We start from the raw sequence: 24,437 nt of genomic DNA on the forward strand, positions 1-24,437 counted from the left end.
CCGCACACACCCCCACGGCGCCCCGCGACGCCAACTGAGCACGTGCGGGGGGGTTGTCGGTCCCACTGCCTACAATCTGGCTGCGAACGCAGAGAGAGGTATCAGGGTGGGCACGGAACTGCCGGATGGCGAGACAATCAGAATCGGCATTCCAGAATTCAGGGAACTTGAGCTTTCCACGTTCAATTCAACCATCGTGCCAGTTGTGGTCATTACGAGAGAGCCAGAGAGGATCGTCCCTGTCGGCACGGCGTTTTGCATCGGATCACGTGGTTTGTGGGTCACGGCACGTCACGTATTGGAAGGTCGCGGCGGTGCGTTTGACCTTCAAAAGCGATATGGGGATTCGTATATCGCGATTCTTTGGGTAGGTTCAGGTGTTGGGCAAGACGTTCCCGAATTGCCGGGTGGTGTAATACCGGTACGGTTCATGGTTCGGCATCCGGCCAGCGGCAGTGATTTGGCGCTGCTGGGAGCAAGTAGGCCAAACCTAGAATTTCCGACAATCCAACTGTCTGCACGGCTACCAATCGAAACCGTGCCGGTCCTTGGGCTTGGCTATCCAAATTTCATCGTTCGAGTCGACGACAAGAATGTGATCCACGCCGACAACAACATTCACGCATCTAGCGGTGAAGTCTTGCGGCTGTACCCGAACGGTAGGGATGCGTTCGTGGACTTGGATGGAAATTTCACGGGCAAGCTACCGGCGCCGTGCTTTGAAACGTCTGCCCGATTCGACGCCGGTATGAGCGGTGGACCCGTATTAGATCCAAACGATTCAATCTGCGGTGTAATAGCAACAGGGTTCCAGCAGGGCGAAACCGACGAATCCGGAGCTACATCGTTCGTGTCCGCAATGCCATACATCTTTATGATGAAAGTACCGTATGACGTGTACATGACAGGCGAAGCGCTGGGCGGAAGGAAGATGCTGGTCTACGAGATGGTTCAGCGTGGTCTAGTGTCCTGTGATGAGTCTTTCGGATATTTGAAAGTCACTGAAGCTGACGGAAAAATCCACGTTGACTACGATGTCTGACGCCCGAGCATTTTCTTAGTACCCTGCTTTAGTTGGTACCGCCGATAAGCTAGACGAGTGCGAATCGTCCGATTATCGGGTGGCCTGATTGCCGTTGCCATCTTGACGTGTGATTCGTCTGGTCCGTGAATGTTCCGGGCTAAGAACTCACGGCTTGGCGCTTCAGGATGAATCACGGTTAGCGTGTTGGCAGTGACATCGGTTGCCGGGACCGTCAGGCGAAACGGTTCGTAATTCTCACTGAATGCGCCGGACTTAATTTCGCCGCTTGGGAGAGAGGTGGAAGAACTAAGATCACCAGTTCCAGACATATTGTGCGACACAATGAATCGCAGGTATGCGCCAGGACGACCTAGATAATATGTGCGAGCATATCCCCACCGATACGCGGCCATCCAGTATTGCTCACCGTCGCAAAATTTTTCTTGCTCGCTAAAGGTGTCCCTGCCAAGGTTCATATCGATAAAGCCGCGTGTGAGACGCTTTGTGTTGTAGTATATTCGGCGGTTGGTGATCGTGATTGAAAAGGCAATGACTCTAGCGTCAGCTATTTCGATCATCACCCATGCGCCGCGAAGATGATAGGTCCGTTGTTCGCGCTCGTTTTCATATGTGATGAATTGTGCCGCGCCGAACAGTGATTCAACAAAAGCGACCGAACTACCGCAGGCCAATTGGTCCAACAACTTCGACTGAGCGCGACGACGGCCCAACCACGCGGCTAGCGGATTTAAGCCAAATCTGATCGTTGCCCAAGCGATGCCGGTTAGCCCAAGCACTCCGACAATCGAACTGACCACGTTGTTTAGCTGCGACCAGTCGAGCGCCCCAAGCCAGTGCAGCCACTCAGACGGATTAGTCCCCCACATGGGTTGAATGGTCGCAGACCAGCACGCCGGATTGAATGAGGCGGAACCGTTCGACCGCGTGGCGAGCGTATGCGATCCGTTTCGTGCTCTGCGTTCAGCGCCACGCTCCTAGGGACTGCCCCGAGTTCAGTTGACTCGCGGGGTGTGAATTTCAGGCCGCGGTTGCGACTGGTGTGTGGAGCAGTTCGAACTCTATCGGGGTGAGCCTGCCGAGTGCGCGTTGCCGGCGGCGTCGGTGGTAGGTCCGCTCGATCCAGGACACGATCGCCAGGCGTAGTTCGGCGCGGGTGGACCATCGGTGTCGGTCGAGCACGTTGCGTTGCAGCAGGGCGAAGAACGACTCCATGGCGGCATTGTCACCGCATGCTCCGACTCGACCCATCGATCCGTGTAATCCGTTGTGTGACAGTGCCTGGACGAACTTCCGAGATCGAAATTGGCTGCCTCTGTCGGAGTGGACAATCGTCGACACGGGCGACCGCAAGGCCACGGCGTTGGTCAAGGCGGCCACCGCCAGTGAGGACTTCATGCGGGAGTCGATGGAGTAGCCGACGATCCGGTTGGAGTAGACGTCTTTGATGGCGCAGAGGTAGAGCTTGCCTTCGTCGGTGCGGTGCTCGGTGATGTCGGCCAGCCAGACCTGGTTGGCGGCCGGGGCGCTGAACTGACGTTGCACGAGGTCGTCGTGTACTGGTGGTCCGGATCTGCGGTTCAGTCCACGCTTCTTGGCGAAGATCGACCAGATTCGTTCCTGCGAACACAGCCGCGCGACGCGGTTCTCGCCGGCGGTGATCCCACGCTCGGGCAACTCATCAGCGATGAACCGGTACCCGAAGGCGGGGTCATCGGCGTGGATGTCGCGGGCAGCGTTGATCAGATGCGCATCGTCCCAATCACGCTGTGACACGGGCGCTTTGCGCCATTTGTAGAACGCCTGGGTGGAGAATCCCAGGACCCGGCAGGTCACCGTGACGGGTATCCCGTCGGCGGCAAGGTCAAGGACCAGCGGGTACATCATTTTGGGTTGGCGTCCCGCGACAAGTATCCGACCGCGCGGCGCATCACCTCGGCTTCCTGCTCGAGGAGCTTGATCCGCTTGTGCGCCTCACGCAGCTGCGCTGCTACGTCCTCGCCGGCTGCGGCAGGACCGGGCCGGTCGACACCGTCCTCGCGGTCGGCAATCTTGAGCCAGCGGTGCAGGCAGGCCTCCGAGATCCCGAAGTCCTTCGCGATCTGACGCAACGGCGCCTCACCCTTGCGGGCCACGGCGATGACATCAGCACGGAACTCGGCAGGAAACGGCTTCGGCACGAGATTGATCCTTCCAGCGAGGACGAATCCTCACAGGTCAGGAGTCAACCAAACCGGGGGCAGTCCCCTAGGCGTTGACCGCTAGCTGGGGTCATCATCCCGACCAAGGCGCGCGCCAATCGGCTACCAGTGGCCTATACGGCTGCCCACAGCCAATAACCTGCCGAACCAACTTGCCGGAATGAACGCTGACCGACACAAAACCGCTGGTAGAAAGGTCAACAAACCATCTCTGGAGATGCATTTGCGCACGTCAGACGGGTAAAATAGGTACGTGGAACCAATCACCGATGCTGATGTGCGCGCTAGTTTTGACCACTACTTGCGCCGCGCGATCTTTTTTGGCGAACGGCACGAGGTCTACTGCATCGGCTTGACCGGCCAGACATGGCACGCCATCCACGGTGTGGTCAGCGAGTACCCAAACGTGCGCTCTGAAACAGTGCTCGCAGCGCGCGAGGAACTAGAACGCCAGTTGGACGGGCGGCAATCTGATGAGGCAATGGCGCGTTACCCGCGTAAACAGCTACCCGCTCTAGACCTCACGGCGCGACAGCGAACAAGCACATAAAAGCGCACCTAGGACCGGCCTACCCCGATGACCCGACCACATGGCGGTGTCTTGCCGTGATACTCGTTGAGGTCAACGTAGCCCGCAGGTAGGCCGAACTCTGTTGCGTCACCCTCGCGGGCACGGATTTCGGCGGTGCCAATCGGCGGCAGGTCATACCCTATGCCCGGTTGGTGGCCAGTTGTTTGGCTCACTTCGGGATCACCGGCACGTCATAGTTGCCGGCGGCCTTGATTTGGACAACGGCAGCTTGCCCGCGACGACGAACGCCAACGCCAAAGCTTCGGCTAAAGAAGGCCTCTTGAATCGGGTAGGCCGGAACTGGGCCGGGAATCCTGCGCAGTCCCCGATACGGTGCTTGCACATGCTCGCGAAAGCCCATCAGGTTAGACGGGCTGAATCGCACTGGAAATCCCGGAGGCTCCTGACCTTGGAAACGAGGATGCAGGTATGCCCACGGAACCGTCATCGGGAAAGAAGCCGACCAGCCGTCGTTACAGCTCTGAGGAGAAGGCCGCGGCGGTGCGCATGGTGCGTACCTTGCGGTCCGAGCTGGGGGCCGAGCAGGGCACGGTGTCGCGTGTTGCTCGCCAGCTGGGGTATGGGGTGGAGTCGGTGCGCTCTTGGGTGCGCCAGGCCGACATCGACGACGGTTATGCTCCGGGGGTGTCCACCGAGGAGTCGGCAAGGGTCAAGCAGCTCGAGCAGGAGAACCGAGAACTCAAGCGCGCCAATGAGATTCTGAAGCGGGCAGCGAGTTTCTTCGGCGCGGAGCTCGACCGCCAACACAAGAAATAGTCGACTTCGTCGATGCTCACCGCGAGGAGTTCGGGGTCGAGCCCATCATCACCGTCCTGCGTAGCGCAGGGGTGACGATGGCTCCGAGCACCTACTACGACACCAAGACGCGGCGGCCGTCGGCGCGGGAGCGTCGCGACACCGAGATGAGGCCAGCCCTGGTGACGCTCTGGGAGGACAACTACCGGGTCTACGGCGTGCGCAAGCTGTGGAAGGCGGCTCGGCGGGCCGGTAACGACGTCGGTCGTGATCAGGTCGGACGGCTGATGCGGGCCTCAGGCATCGAGGGGGTGCGTCGCGGCAAGCGGGTCCGCACCACCAAGCCCGACCCGGCTACACCGCGGCATCCCGATCTGGTGAAGCGTAAGTTCACCGCCTCCGCGCCGAATCAACTCTGGGTGACGGATCTGACATTCGTACCGACGTGGGCCGGGGTGGGGTATGTCTGCTTCATCACCGACGTGTTCAGTCGGATGATCGTGGGGTGGCGGGTCGCGTCGCACATGCGGACCACCATGGTCCTCGATGCGATCGAGATGGCCCGCTGGTCGCGTGGAAACACGTTGTCGGGCTTGCGATGTCACTCCGATGCCGGGTCTCAGTTCACCTCGATTCGGTACGGCGAACGCTTGGCAGAGATCGGCGCAGCACCCTCCATCGGGACCGTCGGTGACAGCTTCGACAACGCTTTGGCCGAGACGGTCAACGGCTACTACAAGTCCGAGCTGATCTACGGGCCGGCCCGCACCGGTCCGTGGAAGACCGTCGAGGACGTCGAGCTGGCCACCCTGGGTTGGGTGCACTGGCACAACAACCGCCGACTCCACGGCTACCTCGGCGACCTACCCCCCGCCGAGTTCGAAGCCGCGTTCTATGCTCCGAAACGGACCGCCCAACCCCTGGTCGGAATCCAATAGTTCGAGCCTCTGAGGTGAGCCCGTCGTAGTGGTCCAGTCGTTGTGGGACTCTGTTGCCCGAGTGCTCGGGCAGGAAGAATCGACGACGACATGGCATCGAACAAGCGCCGGCGGCATACGCCGGATCAGATCATCCGCAAGCTGGCCGAGGGCAACAAGCTGCTCGCGTCGGGTCAGGAGCTGGCTGAGGTGTGCCGGCATCTGGAGGTCGCGGAATCGACGTGGCATCGCTGGGTGGCCCAGTACGGCGGCATGAAGGCCAACGACGCCAAGCGGCTCAAGGAACTCGAGGCCGAGAACGCCCGCCTGAAGAAGCTGGTCGCCAACCAGGCCCTCGACATCGACATGCTCAAGGAGATCTCGGCGGGAAACTTCTGACCCCGAACGGCGTGCCTGTGCGGTCGTCGGGTTGCACCGTTCCACGATGCGCCTGACCCCGGCATCGGTCACCACCGAAGAGACCGAGCTGCGGGCCTGGCTGCGCCGGTTCTCCACCGACCGGCCGCGCTGGGGGTGGCGCCGGGCGGCGAAGATGGCGCGCCGTGCTGGCTGGAAGGTCAACAACAAACGAATTCGCAGGCTGTGGCGCGAGGAGGGCCTGCGGGTGCCGCAACGGCGCCGCAAGAAGCGCCTGACCGGGGTCGGTGTTGTCGTGGGCGCGATGTCCCCGATCCGTCCGAATGTGATCTGGGCGATGGACTTTCAGTTTGATACCACCGCTGACGGGCGCACGATCAAACTGCTCAACGTCATCGACGAGTTCACCCGCGAAGCCCTCGAAATCGAGGTCGATCGATCCATCGATGCCGATGGCGTGGTCGCTGTGCTGGACCGTCTGGCCCTCATGCATGGGGCCCCGCACTACGTGCGGTTCGACAACGGTCCCGAGTTCGTCGCGCACGCCGTGGCCGATTGGTGCCGATTCAACAGTGCCGGTTCACTTTTCATCGATCCCGGATCACCGTGGCAGAACGCTTTCATCGAATCGTTCAACGGGCGCCTGCGCGATGAACTGCTCAACGCATGGCGCTTCGACTCGCTGCTCGAGGCCAGGGTGATCATCGAGGACTGGCGCCGTGATTACAACGCTAACCGACCCCACACCGCCCACGGCGAACTCACCCCGAACGAGTTTGCCCTACAGTGGGCCACGACCCATCAACCCCAAGTTGCATAGCGACTGGACCACCAAACGGGTCCCCCTCACCTCCGGCAGAACCAGTGCGATTCAGATCACGTTCGAAGTGGGCATCGTGTACCTGCTGTACGCGAGCTCCCAGGGCGAGTAGGCAAGGCCGCCCACGCGGCGCACCTACGTGATCTTCGCCGTTTCACTGGTCCTGTTCGCCGTCGTCCCCATCGGCAATATCGCGAATGTGGGTATGACGGTTCCGGTCTAGCGGGGTTGCCGACGATCCAGGTTACGTCCAGAAGACCAGGGAAGAACGTGGAACTTAGGTGCCCAGCCGGCCAAGGCCGGTGATTTCTACGCTCACTGATTTTCGCTGGCCGACAGCGCCGAGCATGAAGCGGATGTCCCCCCACGGCGCTCCCAGCCAGAACCGCCAGAATCGCTTGTCCCAAACCTTCCACACGTAGCTGCCATCGCCCAGTATTCGTTGCGCGTAAAACGCTTCAGCCCGATGAAAAGCACGTTTCGCGCGATCAGTGACCATGGAGGTGTTCATCTCCATGATTTCTCGCCCCCAGGCGCGGTAGCGAAAGTCGAATCCGTACTTCTCGCGAAACTCGAAAAATGCCCGCATTTCACCGTTTGTCACGAGGTATTCGTCAAACACGAGGATCGAACCCACCTCGAAACGTTCTTTGCACGCTTCGAGTGCGTGCAGGCAGCTCTCATAGGTGTCAAGGTCCATATGAAACAGCCGGATCGGACCGGGATGGTCATCGAGGAATGGCGTCAGGGTGTCATAGGTGCTGCCCTTGACGAACTCCACGTCACGGCCCAGCGCGCTTGGGATCCCGTCTTTGACGATCACGCCCGTGTTCTCGATGAAGCGTTGCGCCCACGGTTCGGCGATCGAGAGCGCACCGGCCTTGACCAGCGGTCCATCGTCGACCTGCCAGTCCTCGACCAACCCCTCGAACGTGTCGAACCCGTAGACGCGTCGACCTGACCGTTCGGCGAGCAACCTCGTAGACCAGCCGATCCATACACCGAGATCGAGTACCAGCCCGTCACCTTGAAGCCAGTCGGCCTCCCATAGCAAGGTGTGCCCAGATATTTTGTGGCGGCGTAGCTCCGTCATCGCCCGTCGAATGAAGTCCTGGTACCGGAGCTCATAAACGCTGATGTCGCGCGAGTACAGATTGGGGATGTAGCGATCGAGTGATCTGGACATGTGCGGAACGGCTCAGTGCGCATTCTGCGCTTCAAGCCGTGTCTCGAGCCGCAGGTAGCTCTGCAAGCTGCTGTCGGCATCAGCAGGCACGAACCCCGTCGACTCAACCTTCGCCAGGTCCAACACCCCGTAAAGCGGCCGTGGCGCAACGGGATTCGTAGCTGCGCTGAAGTACTCCGCCGTAGACACCCCGGTCACGCGCGACGGATCATGGCCGGCCAACTCGAACACGCGTCGCGCCACATCAGCCCATGACGTGACAGGTCCAGAGCCCGTCACGTTGTACGTCCCGTACAGCGCTCGGGTCTCGACCAGGTGCCGGATCGCCCGAGCCAAATCCGAGGTGAACGTCAACCGGCCGATCTGGTCGTCCACCACCGACGGGTCGACACCCCGCTCGGCAAGAGAAAGCATGGTGCGCACGAAGTTTCGGCCGTCACCGATCACCCACGAGGTACGCACGATGTAGTGACGAGGCACGGTCGAGATGATCTGATCGCCAGCCGCCTTCGTCTGCCCGTACACCCCAAGAGGGCAAAGAAGATCGTCCTCCAGATACGGTCGCGCGGAACTCCCGTCGAACACGTAGTCCGTCGACACGTGCACAACGGTCAGCCGATGCGCGGCGGCAACCCGCGCCAGATTCGCGACGCCCGTGACATTGGCGGCCCAAGCGGCGACCCGCCCTTCGGGAGTTTCGGCGGCGTCGACTGCCGTATACGCCGCGGCGTTGATAATCGTCGAATACTCGCGCCACGAACACGCCGACGCGAAATCCGAAGAGCTGAGATCGAATTCAGGGAGATCGACGTACTCCACGTGCGAAACACCCTCATAGGCAGCCTGCAGGGCTCGTCCGAGTTGCCCATTGCAGCCAATCACCAAGATCTTGCGTGGCTGGATGGGTACGACGGAGGACAGCGGCCCTTGGGCCTTGTCCTTCTCGGACAGCTCAGCCTGATCGAGCGGAATCGGCCAGTCGATCCCGACAGTCGCATCCCCCGGATGCAGCGACGTGTAGACACCGTCCGGCGAGTAGTGATCGTTGACGAGGTAGGTGTACGCGGTGTTCGGCTCCAGAGTCTGGAATCCGTTGCCGACGCCCTGCGGCACGAAGACGGCCCGCGATGGATCGACCTCCGCGGTCACCACAGTTCCGAACGTCGGGCCGTCTCGCAGGTCGACCCACGCGCAGAAAATCCGTCCGGTCGCCACCGAGATGTACTTGTCCCACGGTTCGGCGTGAATGCCACGCGTGGTGCCAGCCGAGGAGTTGAACGAGACGTTGTTCTGCACCGGCCCGAAGTCCGGCATTCCGGCGGCGATCATCTTCTCGCGCTGCCAGTTCTCCTTGAACCAGCCCCGTTTGTCACCGTGAACGGGCAGGTCCCAGATGACCAGCCCCGGAATCGCCGTCTCTGTCGCGCGAAGCGTCTTTCCGAGCTCCGTCATTACTCGCCTACCCCTGTCATTGCCCGAGTCGGGCGTAGAAGCCTCGGTGGCGTCTTTCGCGGGCGCCCACCAGCTTTCATTGTCGCGATACCACTCGATAGTCGCGGCGAGCCCGTGCTCGAAGTCAGGATATCGCGGCCGCCACCCGAGCTCATCCCGCAGCTTGGTCGCATCGATGGCATACCGCAGGTCATGACCGGTCCGGTCCGGGACATTCTCGTAGGCGTCGGCCGGCTGACCCATGAGGGTCAGGATCAGTTCGACAACGGTCTTGTTGTCTTTCTCGCCGTTGGCGCCGATCAGGTACGTCTCCCCGATCCGTCCCTTTTCCAAGATCAGCAGCACCGCCGAGGAGTGGTCGTCGGCGTGGATCCAGTCGCGGACATTCAAACCCTCGCCGTACAGCTTCGGGCGTGCCCCACGCAGGACGTTGGTGATCTGGCGAGGGATGAACTTTTCGACGTGCTGGTACGGCCCGTAGTTGTTGGAGCAGTTCGAGATCGTCGCCTGCACACCGTAGGAGCGCATCCACGCCCGCACCAGCAGGTCGCTGCCGGCCTTGGTCGAGGAATACGGCGACGACGGGTTGTACGGGCTGGCTTCGGTGAACCGGCCCGGATCGTCCAATTCGAGGTCGCCGTACACCTCGTCGGTCGAGATGTGGTGATAGCGCACACCGTACTTACGGACCGCCTCCAACAATGTGAAGGTCCCGATCAAGTTGGTGTGCAGGAACGGTTCCGGGTCGTCCAGCGAGTTGTCGTTGTGGGTTTCCGCGGCGTAGTGCACCACGCTGTCGGCTTCGGCCACCAGTTTGTCGACCACCTCAGCATTGGCGACATCGCCGTGCACGAAGCTCACCCGATCCTCGGGCAGACCGGCCAGCGACTCGCGGTTGCCCGCGTAGGTCAACTTGTCCAGCACGGTGATGTGATGGTCGGTGTGCTCCACCGCATAGTGCACAAAGTTGGATCCGATGAACCCCGCGCCTCCGGTGACCAGAAGCTGCGCCACTACCGACCCCTCTCCAGCAGATCCAACAAGTAGGAACCGTAGCCCGACTTCACCAGCTTTTCGGCACGCTCACGCACGTCGTCGTCGGTGAGAAAGCCTTGGCGCCAGGCGATTTCCTCCGGCACACCGATCTTCAGGCCGGTCCGCCGCTCCATCGTCCGCACAAAGTCGGCGGCGTCGGTCATTTGGTCGAACGTCCCGGTGTCCAGCCACGCTGTCCCGCGCGGCAGCACCTGTACCCGCAACCGGCCGTTCTTCAGATACGTCCGATTCACATCGGTGATCTCGTATTCCCCACGATCACTCGGTGACAGATCCCGCGCGATCTCCACGACGTCGTTGTCGTAGAAGTACAGACCCGGAACCGCGAAGTTACTCCGCGGATGTTTGGGCTTCTCCTCCAGCGACACCGCGACGCCCCTGGAGTCGAACTCCACGACGCCGTACGCCGACGGCTCAGCCACCCAATACGCGAAGATCACCCCGCCGTCGACGTCGGTGAACGTCTTGAGCTGGGTGCCCAATCCCGGCCCATACAGCAGGTTGTCCCCCAGAATCAACGCAACCTTGTCGTTGCCGATGAAATCCGCGCCGATCGTGAACGCCTGGGCCAGCCCGTCAGGTGACGGCTGCTGGGCGAACGTGATCGAGACCCCGAACCGCGATCCATCCCCCAGCAATCTCTCGAAGCTCTCCGCATCATGCGGTGTGGTGATCACGAGGATGTCCCGAATGCCCGCCAACATCAACGTGGACAGCGGGTAGTACGCCATCGGCTTGTCGTACACCGGGATCAGCTGCTTGGAGACCCCGAGGGTGATCGGATGCAGGCGGGTTCCGGATCCGCCCGCCAGGATGATGCCCTTCATGACGCCGTGCGGGTGACGCGAACGCCCATCCCGCGGGTCTCGTAGATGCACAGATCGTCACACCAGAACCGGCCGTCGAACACCGCAAGTACACCGCGCTCGTCGCTGTGGGTGGACAGGATCTCGATCTCGGACTTGGTCCGCTTGTTGGTCGGTGTCACCTGCCCGCGGAACTTCCAGCTGAACATTTGGTCCAAAGCGACGGGCTCGAACTCGAATTCGTCGCCCGTGCCGGCCAACCCCGCCAGCCGAACCGCCGCACGGGCCGCTTGCTGCATGGCTTCCAGACCCAGCGAACCCGGTTGCACCGGATCCTGGAAGAAGTGGGCCTTGAAGAACCACGCCTCCGGGGTCACGTCATACTCGGCCACCAGCCGTCCCAGACCAGCTTCTCCCCCGCCAGGCCAGAACTTCACCCGGTCGAGCACCTGAAGCCGGCCCTGGTCCAACCAGGGTGCGCCGTCGAGCTCTGGCGCGCGGTAGGACAGTTCGACCGGGGCCGGTTCGGACAGTGCCTCCAGCACACCGGGTTTCATGCGTAGCCCGACCTGGTTGCGCAGCGCCTCGGGACTGAAGAACCCGAACGCCGTCTTCATCGTCATGACGACTTCGTCGTTCTGGGTGCAGACGACGTCGAAGAACACGATCGTCGAGCCGGCGCCGTCGGCGAAGCGCGCCAGGGTTGACGTCACCTTCAGCGTCCCGACCCGGGCGGGGCGGTGCTGCACGACGTCGCCACCGTCGAGATTGCGGAACACCACATCGTCGGGACGGTTGGCGGCGAACCCGTTGTACGAGGACAGCCAGCCGCACAGCTGCAGCAGGATCTCGATCAGCACCGGCATCGGGACCGCGTCGACGTGGGCGTCGCCAAAGTACCACTCACCCTGCGGGACATCGTATTCCGCGACGACGGTGCCACCCTTGGTGGGCACTCCCGGCGGGCTGGACACGCTCAGCACCCGGGACATGAAGTGGTACGGCTCATCCGGCAGGCGCGGGGCCCGGCGGGTGCCATCGAACGGCGCGTACAACGCACCGAAGGCGTCCGACGGCATACCGCGGCCGCACGCCAGCAGCGCACCCTGGTCACCACGAACATCGTTGGTACCGGCCAGGATCTGCACCGGGCCTGGTGCACCAGGCGGCATCGGCCAGTCCGGAACCAGGCGCATCCCGAAGCGGCGGGCGTGGAACACCTTGAAACCGTCACTGCGGCACAGCAATGCGGCGAAGACGGTGGGTGTGGGCCCGTCGATGATCTCCTCGATGAAGACCTCGTAGTCGAGCATGTGGTCGGCGTCCGGCGTCACCTGTCCGCGGCACACGAAGCGGGCCATGTCATCCGGGACCGGTTCGAATCGCCAGCCGTCGCGTTCGATCGAGAACCCATAGGCCGCCATCGCGAACGACAGCGCCTGGGTGGCCGCATCGGCCATCAGCGTCCCGGGCATACAGGGGTCGTTCTTGAAATGCCCGTCGTAGAACCACATGTCCTTCGGCACGGCTGCGGTGGCACGCAGATACCCACGGCCCCATGGCCCGCCATTGGGATCGAACTCGGCGATCTCGTCGATCAGTCGCAGCTTGCCCTTCGGCAATGACGGCGTGCGGGTGTGGGCGGCGGCCCGTTCGAAGCCGGGGCCGAAACACCGGTAGGCGTGACCCTCAATGAACGCCTCGACGTCCTCCCGAGTGAACGACCGCTTCTGCGTGACGACGGCCGGCGCGTCGCGGATCGCACCCTCGCGCGGAGCGTCGTCGGCGGCATCCCACAACACCCCATCCGACTCGGCCAGTTCGGCGTCGGAGAAGAAGCCGGCCTGTCCGTTGCGCACCGAGATCATCAGGCGGTCACCGATGTAGCAGTCGTAGTGGAAGAAGAACAACCGGGTGTCCCCGGTTTTCGCGTGACCGTCGATGTGGATCTCGTAGTGCAGCGTGTCGCCGCCTTTGGGTAGTTCGCCCATGAACGTCAGATCGCAACCGAGCAGGCGGTAGACGCGTTCGCTGCGGTTGGTGAAGTCCGCGCCCAGCCACGAGGCGAGCAGCAGGTCGGCCTGGCCGCTCTCGATCACCACGCCCGGCGACATTCGGCCGTTGTGCATGTACCAGGCGTCGGGGTCGACATCGGTCTCGGTGACGATTGTGCCGGTGCCCATTGGAGTATCTGGGGCGCCGGGTCCTCCAATAATGCTCATCACCCGGTCGGCGAGCAGCAGCGGTGGCTCGGGCATCCGGACCAAGCGTTCATACTGGTCGTACTCGGCGAACTTCGGCCCCATGACCTCCGAAACCTTGCCGCCGGCAAGGATTTCCAGTTGGGCGCGGGTCCACAGCGGTTCCTTGACCGGTGCCGGTCGCTTACTCGACGTGGGTGTGGGCGCGCTGGGTGCGGGCGCCGGCGCGGGGGTAGGCGTCACTGTCACCGGAGGCGGTGGTGGTGCCGGAGGTGCGGGCGGCGGCGCCGTTGGAGTCTGCACCAGCGGTGCGCTCGCCGCCGGCGCAACCTTCGGCGCAGCCGCGGGCGCGCTTCTCGCAACCGTCGGAGCCGATCCCCGCCGCCCCGAAACCAGGTTGAGCAGGTCACCGCGCGACTTCAAGAACGACGCGTGGGCCTCGGCCTGACGCTCGAGGAATGCCGTGTGGGCCTCGCCGACCGAGGCGACCAGATTCAACGCGGCCGCCGTCTGATCGTTCACTGCCTGCGGTGTCGATGGCCGGGCAACCACTGTTCTTGTCTCGGTCACGGTGTGCGTAACGGCCTCCTGGGCAACGACCAACGGCACGGGGTGAGTCGGCGCAGGCGGCATGACTTGAACAGTTCCGTGGTCGGGCATAGGTGTACTTCCGTTCCTGGACGCCGCCGGCGTCGAGATATTCGGGGGCGCCACCGGCGCCGAAACAGCGGCCGCCGGAGCTGAAACCGGCGTCAGAACCGGCGCGGTGACGATATCCGGCCAGTGGGCGGCGAGTGTGAGTTTGCGAGTGTTATCCGAAGGCGCCGGCTCACGTTGCTCACGCAATGACCGGATCCGCGCCTCGAACGCATCGATGTCGACCGGCAGTCCGTGCACCCAGAGCTTGCAGACACTTTCGGCCAGGGCACGCAGTCCGCGTCGCTCCTGGGGGTCCAGCGCGACGGCCAGATGTGGCCGGTCACCGAGGATCTTGCCGACCGCGCCGGTCAAGATGCCGCGAGGACCGTGCTCGACGAACACCCGGACGCCGTCCTCCCAAGCCTGGAGAATCGTCGCCGGGAAGTCGATCGGCTCGAGGGCTTGCCGCGTGATCGCTTCGGCCGCCGCCTCCCGAGTCGGTACATACGCCCGGTTGACGGCGTTGGTGTAGAAGCGAATATCGGGGACCTCGTGCGTCTCCCGCGTGTGAATGTTGCGCCAGGTATCGGCGAAAGGTGCCATCGCCGCGCAATGAATCACCATGTCCAGCCCCAGCGGGATCGCGGTGGCGCCGGCAACGGCGTCGATCACCCGCCGGCACGCCGCCGGATCCCCCCCGATGACGCAATCGTCCGGCGCCTGCACGATCGTCATGTAGGCGCGCGGCTCGACGGCCAATGCCGCGTCGACCAGCGCCCGGGGTGCGGTGATACGCCAGCACTCCCACGGAGCCGGTTGGTCCCCCAGCCCCCAGTCGGCTGCTGCCACCCGGCACTTGCCGGTCAGCTCGTCGCCGTACATTCCCGATTCCTCGATCTCATCGAGCATCGGTTCCAGGTCGCTCCAGACCCCGAAGGCCATCAGCGAATTGGTCTCACCCGACGAAAGTCCAATAGCAGCAGTCGGTTTGAGCCTCAACACCGTCCGAGAGAACTCCGCTTGCGACTGGCAGACCAGAGCACACCCGGTCAGCTGGGTCCGCGGGTCCAGCGTGGTGATCCCGTCGCCGTGCAGAGCACGCGCCAGATCGCCGACGCCGGAGAACCGCTGGGTAAGTGCGTCACCGATCTCGGGCCACGCGAACAACAGATCACGCCCGGCGCCCGGGTAGGCGGCGGCCGCACCGGTGAACGTGAACGCCAGCTCACCCGTCATCGGGGTGTCGGCGAACGCGATGCCGGGGACAGCAGGCGCCTCGCCGCGTTCCAGACTCTGCACGGCCTGCTGCCGAAGCTTGTCCAGCGTCGAGGAGCGGTCCCCCACCAGCGAGCAACGCACCGACCCGGTGCCACCCGGTTCACCGCGTTGCATCCGGCTCAGCAGATCGGCCCGGCTGCCAGCGGCATAGCGCTCCGAAACCGGAACGACGCCAACGGCTAACGGTTTGGGCGCACCATCGGCCGCGGATACGGTGATGCCATCGGCATGCCCACCGAGCGCCTCTACCCACACCGCCGCGGTGGTTCCACCGGGCGCCGGCTGTGCACCGGCGGAGTCCACCCGCACCCGCGCCCGCACGGCCTCGACGCGCGCGGCGATCTCCACGGCGGCGCTCGCCGCGTGGGTGCGCCCGATCCGGGCCTCCGCGAAGTTGGGTTCCGTCGGAAGTGGTTCATCGTCGGTGTCGATGACTGCGATGATCTCGTCACCGGCAGCCTCGGCATCGGCACGGCGTTTGAGCACGAAGGCCACCGCCGCATCGCCGTGTCCCATGCTCGTGTCCGCGTCGAGTGCATCTGCAGCCCGGGAATGCGCAGGCTCACAACACATGTCGACCGCACCGGCGACGACGGCGTCGAGTTCGTGATGCCGCAGCGCCCGGACGCCGATCTGCAGTGCAGTGATCGCGGACAGTTCCTCGGTGGAGACGGTGAAGCCGAACCCACGGAAGTCGCGCTGGGCATGGATACGGTTCGCCGGGATGTTCGGCATGGTGCCCACCACACCGTCGGCGGTCAGCTTGGGGGCGGCCACCTTGTTGGCCTCCAACCACTGCTCGTTGTCGGCGTTCAGCACCCGCAACCGTTGCCGGGCGATGGTGGCGTCACAGCCCATGCCGACGAACACCCCAGTGCGCTCCGAGTCGGTGGTCACGTTGTGCAACGCCTGGCCCGCCGCCGCGAGCATCACGGTCTGCTGGCTGAGGCTGCCGGCGAGCTCATTCGGCGGAAAGCCAAGCCCCGCAAGGTCGAGCGCAACACTGTCGAGCGGAGTGGGTTGCGCCTCCGGCCCCAACACGCGGCGCCGGAACTCGTCGGCATCGCGGGCGTCTCCGGTCACCACACCGATACCGCAGATGACGATGTCGTCCGTTGGCGCCTGCGGCCGCGGTGCCGACGCGATCGGCCCGCGGTAGTTCTCGACGATCAGGTGAGCGTTGTTGCCGCCGAATCCGAAGTTGCTGACCGCGGCACGTTTGACCGGGCCATCCCACGGGGTGGCAGTGGTGACCAACGTGAACGGAGTACCCTCGAGCTTGTCGGTCGGCTTCTCGCACAACGTCGGCGGAATGGTCGAGGCCTGCATGGCCGACAAGACATTCACCAGACTCGCCGCGCCGGACACCGTGATGGTGTGACCCAAGTTGCCTTTCAACGCACCGAGTTTCAGCGGAACGTCACCGTAGGCCGCCGCAATGCTCTGCAGCTCGGTGGCATCACCCAAGGGGGTGCCGGTGGCATGGCAGTCGACGTAGTCGATGTCGGCCGGCGTCAGCCCGGCCTGCTCCAGCGCCGACGTCATGGCGCGGGTCTGGCCACCCACCGCGGGAGCCAGGAAGCCGCTTTGCCGACCGTCGTTCGAGAGTCCCACGCCCAGAATCACACCCAGGATCTGGTCACCTGCGCGTTCGGCATCGGCGAGACGCTTGAGTGCGACCAACGCGGCACCGTGTGCGGGTACGAGCCCGTCGGCTTCCGCATGGAACGGACGCGACCGCCCCGACGGGCTGAGCGCCTGCAGCGATGTGAAACCGAGGTGCAGGAACAGGTCATCCGAACCGTTGACACCACCGGCGAGCATCACGTCGGCCTCGCCGTCATGCAGGGCGTCGCAGGCCAGTTTGATGGCGTAGAGCGACGACGCGCACGCCGCGTCGAGCGCGTAGACCGGGCCGTTCATCTCCATGGCACCGGCCACCAGGTGCACCGGCAGTCCCGAGGAGAACCGGTTGCGCGGATCGTCATTACCCTCGCCGGTCCACACCGACTCGACGAACGCGGTGCCCATGGTGCTGGGATACGAGAGGTTGCCGACGATCAGGCCGGTACCCGGCGCGGCCAGCGGGCCGCCGAGCGCCTGCTGCGCGCACTGCGCCAGCCACGCAACGATCGGATCGAGATGGTCGAAATCGGGTATCCGCGCAGCGAATTGGGTGAGATCGAATGACGTCTTGACATAGCCGCCAGTCGCCGACGAAACCCGCAAACCCTGTTTGTTGCTGGCGAGCAGTGTTATGGGCTCCACCCCGCGCCATTGATCAGGCGGCGTGGCTCGCAGCAGGCAACGGCCCGCCAGCGACGCGTCGAACAGTTCTTCAGGTGAAGCCGCACCGGGCAGCACACAACTGCGCCCGACGATCGCGACCGGATCGAACCCGCTCACGCCGACGTGTCCGCGGCGCCGCCCGCGGCGTAGAACTCCACACCCTCCAGCGTCGCGATGAGCGCACCGTCGGAGGTTTCGTACACGATGTTGAAGTCGACCCGCTTGTCGCTGACCGGATGCGCGGCCAGTCGGCAGCGTCCGATGCTGCTGCCTTCACCGAACGCACGATGCAGCTCAACGCGTGCGATGCGAATCGGCAGCACCAGTGGGCGTCCCTGCGCACTGGCCCAGACGATGCCGAGCTGCAGACCACCGTCGATACCGGCGGCATCGATCGCCCACCCGTTCTGCGGCCAGCCAAGATCGTCCAGACTCTTCAGCTCCGCACTCCCGCCGGCAGCGCCGAAGGAATCGAACTGCTCGATCACGGCGAACTGCGGCCCGTGAAAGAGCGGACCGGCGTACGCGTCGTCGACACTGAGCGGCCACGCTGAACCGGATACCTGCGGAACCGACACTTGAGGCGCCGCGACGGTCGCGGTGTCGACGGTGGCACGGTATCGCGCCCGCCCCTCAGCGTCTCGGACAGACACCGTGTACTCCGAACCGGTGGGCTCGAAATCGATACTGAGCGTTTGCCTTTCGCCTTCGGCGAAGGTGACACCCGACAGCACCTGGAAATCACGGACCACCGGGCAGGGATCTGCGACCACTCCCCGAGCCGCGCGCAGGATCGCGTCGAGCGCGATCACCACCGGCACGACCACTCGGCCGCGGACCTGGTGGTCGGTGAGCACCGGCAGGTCTTCGGCCGACATAGTCCATTCCAGCCGCGTTGCTCGCAGCCGAGGCTCGGCCGGAGCCGCGACCACGACGGCAGTGGCCGACGAACGGCACAGCGCGTGGTCGGCGAAGAACTGGGCGCCCTCGTCGATCGGGATGACACCCACACCACCGGCGAGGAATCGGCTCTTCAGCGTTGCGTCGACCATGCCGCCGTCCCACGGTCCCCAGCCGAATGCGCGGACGACGCACTCGCCGTTGCGACGCGCAGCCTCCCGGGCCGCAATGGCCTCCAGTGCCGCATTGGCCGACGCGTACGCCGCCTGCCCGGGGTTGCCTGCCCGCGCCGCAATTGAGGAGAACAGCGAGATGAAGCGCAGCTCGTCGGACGAGGTCGCATCCAGGAGCGCCTCCGCGCCAACAAGTTTCGTGCTAAACACCTTGACAAATCCGTCGTCGTCGAGGTCTTCCAGACGCTTGTCCGCGAGTACACCGGCGCCGTGCACGACACCGACGATCGGTCCGAAGGTCGTACGTACCTGATTCAGCACGCTGTCCAGCGCGGCGCGGTCGGTGATGCTGGCCGCGAAGTAGTGTGCCGGTGTGCCTTGCCGCTCCGCCGTCGCCAGGGTGGCCCGAACTTCCCGCTCGGCCAGCAGGCTCTCGGCTTGGGCACGTGCCTGCGGCAAGCTCAGCTGCTCCCCGCGGGCCCGCGCGGACGCCGCCAAAGCGGTGGCGATCTCGGCGGCCGTGGTGCCGGACGGCTCGTCGGCACTCACCTCGCGGAGGGGTGTGCGTCCGAGAAGTGCCAGCCGCAGGCCGTGCCGTTTGGCCAGCGCCAGAGCGGATTCCGCGGTCACACCGCGGGCACCGCCGGTGACCAGGACGACGCCGCCCGGATTGATGCTGATGGTCTCGCCCTCGCCGACCGACGACTCGATATCGTCGACGGCCACCAGACGGGTGCCGTCGGCGCGCAGCGCGACCTCGATCCCACTGCCACCCTCGAGCAGTTCGGCCGCCAGCCGTTCGGCGTCAAGGCTCTCCATGTCGACGGCACGAACCGATGCGTTCGGCCATTCCCAGCCGGCGGTCTTCACCAGGCTCGCGACACCAACCGGCACGTCGGCAGCGACGAACCTGGCCCCCGTCGACTGCACCGTAACGAAGAACCGCGTCGCGGCGTTGCTCCTGGCGACGCTGCGGGCCGCATGGAATGCGCGCAGGTGCATGGCAACACAGTCTTCGGTTGTATGAGCAGCCGCCAATGGGGCCAGGCTGATGACGGCGCCCGCGTCGGCGGGTACGTCATCGACCGCGTGCGCGTTGACCCCGCGAGCCGTCAGTGCGGCCTGGAGCGCATCGGCGAAGGCGGGATCCTCACGGGTGATGAGGACGACGCCGTCGCGTAGGCCCGCCATCGCGAGACCGGTGGGCGGCGCGGCGCGCAACTCTGCCTCGGTGCAGGACAGGCCGACGGGCGCCGACGTGACCGGTGCCGAATGCTGCACTGCGGCAGGTTGCTCGGCGCGACCACCCGAGGCGAAGCCGGCGACGGTGGCGACAACGTCCTGCAAGGTACGAAGATTCGCCAGCTCCGAGGCCGGAATCTCCGGAGCCCCCGGGAACTTCGCCTGCAACGCCGCCAAAATCTCGACCTGCTTGATCGAATCGATCCCGAGCTCAGCCTCCATCTCCATGCCCAACCCGAGCATGTCCACCGGATAACCCGTCTTCTCCGAAACAATCGACAGCACAACATCACCCGCGTCTACCGCCGGAGCGGCGGGCGCTGCCGTGACAGGGGCGACCGGTGCGGGCGTCGCGAAGCCGGCGACGGTGTCCACGACATCCTGCAAGGTACGAAGATTCGCCAGCTCCGACGCCGGGATCTCCGGAGCCCCCGGGAACTTCGCCTGCAACGCCGCCAAAATCTCGACCTGCTTGATCGAATCGATCCCGAGCTCAGCCTCCATCTCCATGCCCAACCCGAGCATGTCCACCGGATAACCCGTCTTCTCCGAAACAATCGACAGCACAACATCACCCGCCGCCGGACCCACAGCCACAGCAGCCGGCACTACCGCAACCGGCGCAGGCGCCGACCCCGCAAAACCGGCCACCGTGTCCACCACATCCTGCAAGGTACGCAGATTCGCCAGCTCCGACGCCGGGATCTCCGGAGCCCCCGGGAACTTCGCCTGCAACGCCGCCAAAATCTCGACCTGCTTGATCGAATCGATCCCGAGCTCAGCCTCCATCTCCATGCCCAACCCGAGCATGTCCACCGGATAACCCGTCTTCTCCGAAACAATCGACAGCACAACATCACCCGCCGCCGGACCCACAGCCACAGCAGCCGGCACTACCGCAACCGGCGCAGGCGCCGACCCCGCAAAACCGGCCACCGTGTCCACCACATCCTGCAAGGTACGCAGATTCGCCAGCTCCGACGCCGGGATCTCCGGAGCCCCCGGGAACTTCGCCTGCAACGCCGCCAAAATCTCGACCTGCTTGATCGAATCGATCCCGAGCTCAGCCTCCATCTCCATGCCCAACCCGAGCATGTCCACCGGATAACCCGTCTTCTCCGAAACAATCGACAGCACAACATCACCCGCCGCAACAGCTGGCGCGGCCACCGGAGTAGGGACGGGCGCGGCCACGGGGGCCGCGACAACCGGAGCGGGAGCGGCTGCCACCACCGGTTCGACGACCGGCGGTGGGGCCATAGGAGTAACTGCCACCGGTGGCGCACTCACCGGCGCGGCCGCAACTGGAGCGACCACGGGCTGAGGCGCAACGTTCGGTGCCTGCGCAACGGTCGCGGAATTGCCGACGATCTGTGCCATCATCTGGGTGGACATGTCCAGAAATGCCTGGTGGCTTTCCGTCATCACATCCATATAGCGCTGATGCTGCTCGGCCGTCTCCTTCTGGATGCTGTCGATGATGCTCCAGACATCACCGGACAACGGCGCCTCGATGAACTCGGCCTGAATCTCCACCTGCTGCGGAGCGACCGGCGACTGCTGCACGACCGGTGCCGGTGCTGGCTGCTGCGAAACCGGCGTCTGAACCGCGGGCGCGTCCATCCGCTGGACCGCCGGAGCTGGCGCCGCAACAGCAGGCGCCACCGCCGCCGCAGCGGCTGGCGCGCTCACCCGAGTGCGCTTCGCCGTGATCGAAACCTTGCCGTCCACAGGCGGATACGGCTTACCGAGGTTCGCTCCGCCAACCTTGACAGCATGCTTCGGCGGCGGGACGAACTTCACCGGCTCCGCGTAGTGGTCGAACAACGCAGCAAGATCAAGGGTCACACCATCGGCGGCCAGCGCCGCTAGGCCTCGATGCCAACCCCGCAGACCATCGGCCTTCGGGTCATCCAGCGCCACTGCCAAGTGCGCCGAGTTGCCGAGTATCTTCCCGACCAATCCCGTCAGGACGCGGCTGGGACCAACCTCGATGAAGCGGGTGACCCCGTCGCGGGCCATCGCCTCGATCATCTCGCGGAACCGCACCACCTGCTGTACCTGGTCGCCGAGTTGCGTGGCGACATCCTCGCTGTATACCTGCGCGGTGGCGTTCGCATACACCGGGAAGTTCGGTTGTCCGATCTTCAGCGTCTTGAGGTAGGCCGTCAGCGGCGCACTGCTCGCAGCCACGATCTCGGAGTGGAACGCCGAGGCCACCGGAAGGCGCACGGCCGTCCAGCCTTTCGCTTTCGCCGCGGTCTGTGCCCACGCGATATCAGTCTCGTATCCGGCCAGTACCACCTGGGATGGTGCGTTGTCGTTGGCAATGACAAGCGATGCCGAATCGGGCTGGGTGGCGAGCAGCGCCCGCACGTCGTCGGCGGTCGCCGTGACGGCCAGCATCGCGCCGTCCTTACCTTGACCTGCCTCGTTCATCAGCGTGCCGCGGGTACGAGCCGTCTCGACCAGACTCTCGGTCGGCAGCACACCGGCGGCCGCCAGCGCGGTGACCTCTCCGAAGCTGTGGCCGGCTGCCGCACTCGCGCTCACCCCGAGGAGGTCGAGCAGCGCGAGCTGAGCGAGACTTGTTGCGGCGATGGCGGGTTGAGCGTTGGCCATCGCGGTGAGTTCTGTCTTCTGCGCGTCCAGCGCAGCGGCGTCGAACACCGGCTCCGGAAACACAACTTTTGGGAGATCGGCGAGATCGCCCTCGAGCCCGTCCCAGACCGCGAGCGCCTCGGGGAAAGCGAGCGCGAGATCGCCGCCCATCCCGACGTACTGGCTACCCTGCCCGGGGAACAGGAATGCTGTCTTGCCTTCACGCGCCGGCCCAACGCCGACCGCGATGTTGGCGTCCTTCAGCTCGGCAGCCTTGCCGTCGGCCAGCGCAACATGCAACCGGTCGGCGAGCGTCGCAAGCGATTCGGTGTCGGTAGCCACCAGGCCCGCGCGCGCATGCTGCGATGCGTCGAACTCTTCGGCGGCATCGAACGCAATGCGGGCCAGGCTCTCACCGGAGCGCGCGGCCGCGACGATCTCGGCAGCGCGCTTGCCCAGCTCGGCCTCCGACGGTGCGCTGAGGACCACCAGCTCGCTGGGCAGGGTCCGCAGCCGCTTGGCGCGGTGCTCACCCTGGTACTCCTCCAGCGTCACGTGGAAGTTGCTGCCACCGAATCCGAAAGAGCTGACCGACGCCCGCCGTGGCTGATCGCCCTTACGCACCCAGGGCCGAGTTTTGGCGTTGACGTAGAACGGCGAATCCTCGATTCCCATGGCGGGATTGGGGCGGTCGACCTTCAGAGTTCCGGGCAGTGTCGAATGTTGTAGCGCCAGAACGGCTTTGATCAGACCGGCAGCGCCGGCGGCGGCCTTGGTGTGACCGATCTGCGACTTCACCGATCCCAGGGCGATCCGCGCCGAATTGTCGGTGAACACTGACTTCAGACCGGCGAACTCGGCGACGTCACCGGCCTTGGTCGCCGTACCGTGCGCCTCGACGAGTTCGACGGTCGAGGGGTCGTAGCCGGCGCGCTCGTACGCGCGACGCAGCGCCTTGGCCTGCCCCTCGGAACGAGGAGCGTAGACACTGGATGCGCGCCCGTCCGAGGACGACCCCAAACCGCGGATGACCGCGTGGATCTGGTCCCCGTCGCGCTCGGCGTCGGCGAGGCGCTTGAGGGCCACCATGCCCACGCCCTCACCGATGATCGTGCCGTCGGCACCTTCGGAGAACGGCCGACAGTCACCGGTCGCGGAGAACGCGGGCGTCTTCGAGAAGCACATGTACATCATCACGTCATTGAGCGCGTCTACGCCGCCGGTGAGCACCACATCCGACTCGTGCAGGTACAGCCGGTGCAGCGCGGACTGCAGCGCGGAAAGCGAACTGGCGCAAGCCGCGTCGGTGACGAAGTTGGCGCCACCAAGATTGAGGCGGTTGGCGACACGACCAGCGATGACGTTGCCGAGCAGACCCGGGAACGTGCTCTCCTGCCACGGCACATAGTGATCGGCGATGTCCTGGCAGATTTCGTCGGCTTCGCTCTCCGACAAGCCGTTCTCCAGCAGCGCTTTACGCCAGATCGGGCGCTGCATCCGGGAACCCATCTGGACCACGAGCTCGGTCGTCGAGGCGACGCCGAGTACCACGTCGACCCGATCCAGGTCCACTGCAGCTCCCCCACGCTGAACCTCATCGAGCAGTTGCTTGGCCGCGACCAAGGCGAGGATCTGTCCGGTGTCCGTCGACGGTAAGGCGTTGGGCGGCAACCCGAATTTCACCGGATCGAAGCTCACCGGATCGATGAAGCCGCCCCGCTTACAGTAGGTGCGGTCCGGTGCCTTCGGGTCGGCGTCGTAGTAGTCCTCGATCAGCCAGTGCGAGGGTGGGACATCGCCGATGGCGTCGCGTCCGGTGGTGATGGTGCGCCAGAACCCGTCGAGCCCAGACTCGCCCGGATAGATCGCCGACATGGCGACCACCGCGATAGGAGTGGCGCTGGGCTGGTGCGTGTTGTCAGTCAAGGT

The 24,437-nt window shown here is 64.5% G+C and carries 10 protein-coding genes, 2 pseudogenes and 1 other annotated feature; of the genes and pseudogenes, 4 read left to right on the forward strand and 8 right to left on the reverse strand.

Annotation, left to right across the window (positions count from 1 at the left end; translation table 11 throughout):
• The first annotated feature begins 106 nt into the window (after positions 1-106).
• Positions 107-1,042 (forward strand): S1 family peptidase, encoded by a 936-nt coding sequence (locus K0O64_RS22080; RefSeq protein WP_071949654.1) that lies wholly within the window; start codon positions 107-109, stop codon positions 1,040-1,042.
• Here K0O64_RS22080 and K0O64_RS22085 read toward each other — a convergent pair.
• Together K0O64_RS22085 and K0O64_RS22090 are read right to left on the reverse strand one after the other, a co-directional pair.
• Entirely contained in the window at positions 1,030-1,911 is an 882-nt protein-coding gene (locus K0O64_RS22085; RefSeq protein ID WP_125477479.1) for an ETEC_3214 domain-containing protein, read from the reverse strand. The two genes, K0O64_RS22080 and K0O64_RS22085, sit on opposite strands and share 13 nt — an antisense overlap.
• A 151-nt stretch (positions 1,912-2,062) precedes the next feature.
• Positions 2,063-3,222, reverse strand: a protein-coding gene (locus K0O64_RS22090; RefSeq protein WP_096311543.1) for an IS3 family transposase whose coding sequence is annotated in 2 segments (ribosomal slippage) — positions 2,063-2,931 and positions 2,931-3,222 — 1,161 coding nt in all. Because the reading frame shifts where the segments join, the coding sequence is not laid out codon by codon here.
• Positions 3,223-3,496: 274 nt separating this feature from the next.
• On the opposite strand from K0O64_RS22090, the gene K0O64_RS22095 reads away from it, so the two are divergent.
• The 3 genes and pseudogenes from K0O64_RS22095 to K0O64_RS22105 all read left to right on the forward strand — a co-directional run bounded on the left by K0O64_RS22095 (position 3,497) and on the right by K0O64_RS22105 (position 6,685).
• Positions 3,497-3,793 (forward strand): hypothetical protein, encoded by a 297-nt coding sequence (locus tag K0O64_RS22095; RefSeq protein WP_125477480.1) that lies wholly within the window; start codon positions 3,497-3,499, stop codon positions 3,791-3,793.
• A gap of 450 nt (positions 3,794-4,243) precedes the next feature.
• Positions 4,244-5,508 (forward strand): IS3 family transposase gene (locus K0O64_RS22100; RefSeq protein WP_096312061.1). Its coding sequence is split into 2 segments (ribosomal slippage): positions 4,244-4,550 and positions 4,550-5,508, totalling 1,266 coding nucleotides; the frame shifts between segments, so codons are not numbered across the junction.
• Positions 4,546-4,677: a sequence feature (AL1L pseudoknot), on the forward strand. (Overlaps the previous gene by 132 nt.)
• A 90-nt stretch (positions 5,509-5,598) precedes the next feature.
• Positions 5,599-6,685: pseudogene (locus K0O64_RS22105) on the forward strand (IS3 family transposase).
• Between the two features lie 277 nt (positions 6,686-6,962).
• Here the strand turns inward: K0O64_RS22105 and K0O64_RS22110 are convergent.
• The 6 genes and pseudogenes from K0O64_RS22110 to K0O64_RS22135 form a co-directional block, all read right to left on the reverse strand.
• Positions 6,963-7,871: a class I SAM-dependent methyltransferase gene (locus tag K0O64_RS22110; RefSeq protein WP_083542875.1), complete on the reverse strand. Its 909-nt coding sequence runs from the start codon at positions 7,869-7,871 to the stop codon at positions 6,963-6,965.
• Positions 7,872-7,883: 12 nt separating this feature from the next.
• Complete coding sequence (locus K0O64_RS22115; RefSeq protein WP_071950379.1) at positions 7,884-9,323, reverse strand: sugar nucleotide-binding protein; 1,440 nt, start codon at positions 9,321-9,323, stop codon at positions 7,884-7,886.
• A 16-nt stretch (positions 9,324-9,339) separates the two neighbouring features.
• Positions 9,340-10,337, reverse strand: a pseudogene (gene rfbB, locus K0O64_RS22120) (dTDP-glucose 4,6-dehydratase).
• Positions 10,337-11,206, reverse strand: a complete 870-nt coding sequence (gene rfbA, locus K0O64_RS22125; protein ID WP_071949649.1) for a glucose-1-phosphate thymidylyltransferase RfbA — start codon at positions 11,204-11,206, stop codon at positions 10,337-10,339. The pseudogene rfbB and the gene rfbA overlap by 1 nt, the downstream one beginning before the upstream one ends.
• Positions 11,203-17,709 (reverse strand): beta-ketoacyl synthase N-terminal-like domain-containing protein, encoded by a 6,507-nt coding sequence (locus K0O64_RS22130; protein ID WP_071949648.1) that lies wholly within the window; start codon positions 17,707-17,709, stop codon positions 11,203-11,205. The genes rfbA and K0O64_RS22130 overlap by 4 nt, the downstream gene beginning before the upstream one ends.
• Complete coding sequence (locus K0O64_RS22135) at positions 17,706-24,434, reverse strand: type I polyketide synthase (protein ID WP_156909903.1); 6,729 nt, start codon at positions 24,432-24,434, stop codon at positions 17,706-17,708. Before K0O64_RS22135 ends, K0O64_RS22130 begins: the two co-directional genes overlap by 4 nt.
• Positions 24,435-24,437: the final 3 nt, after the last annotated feature.

It is taken from the genome of Mycolicibacterium pallens, from assembly GCF_019456675.1.
Taxonomy (GTDB): Bacteria; Actinomycetota; Actinomycetes; order Mycobacteriales; family Mycobacteriaceae; genus Mycobacterium; species Mycobacterium crocinum.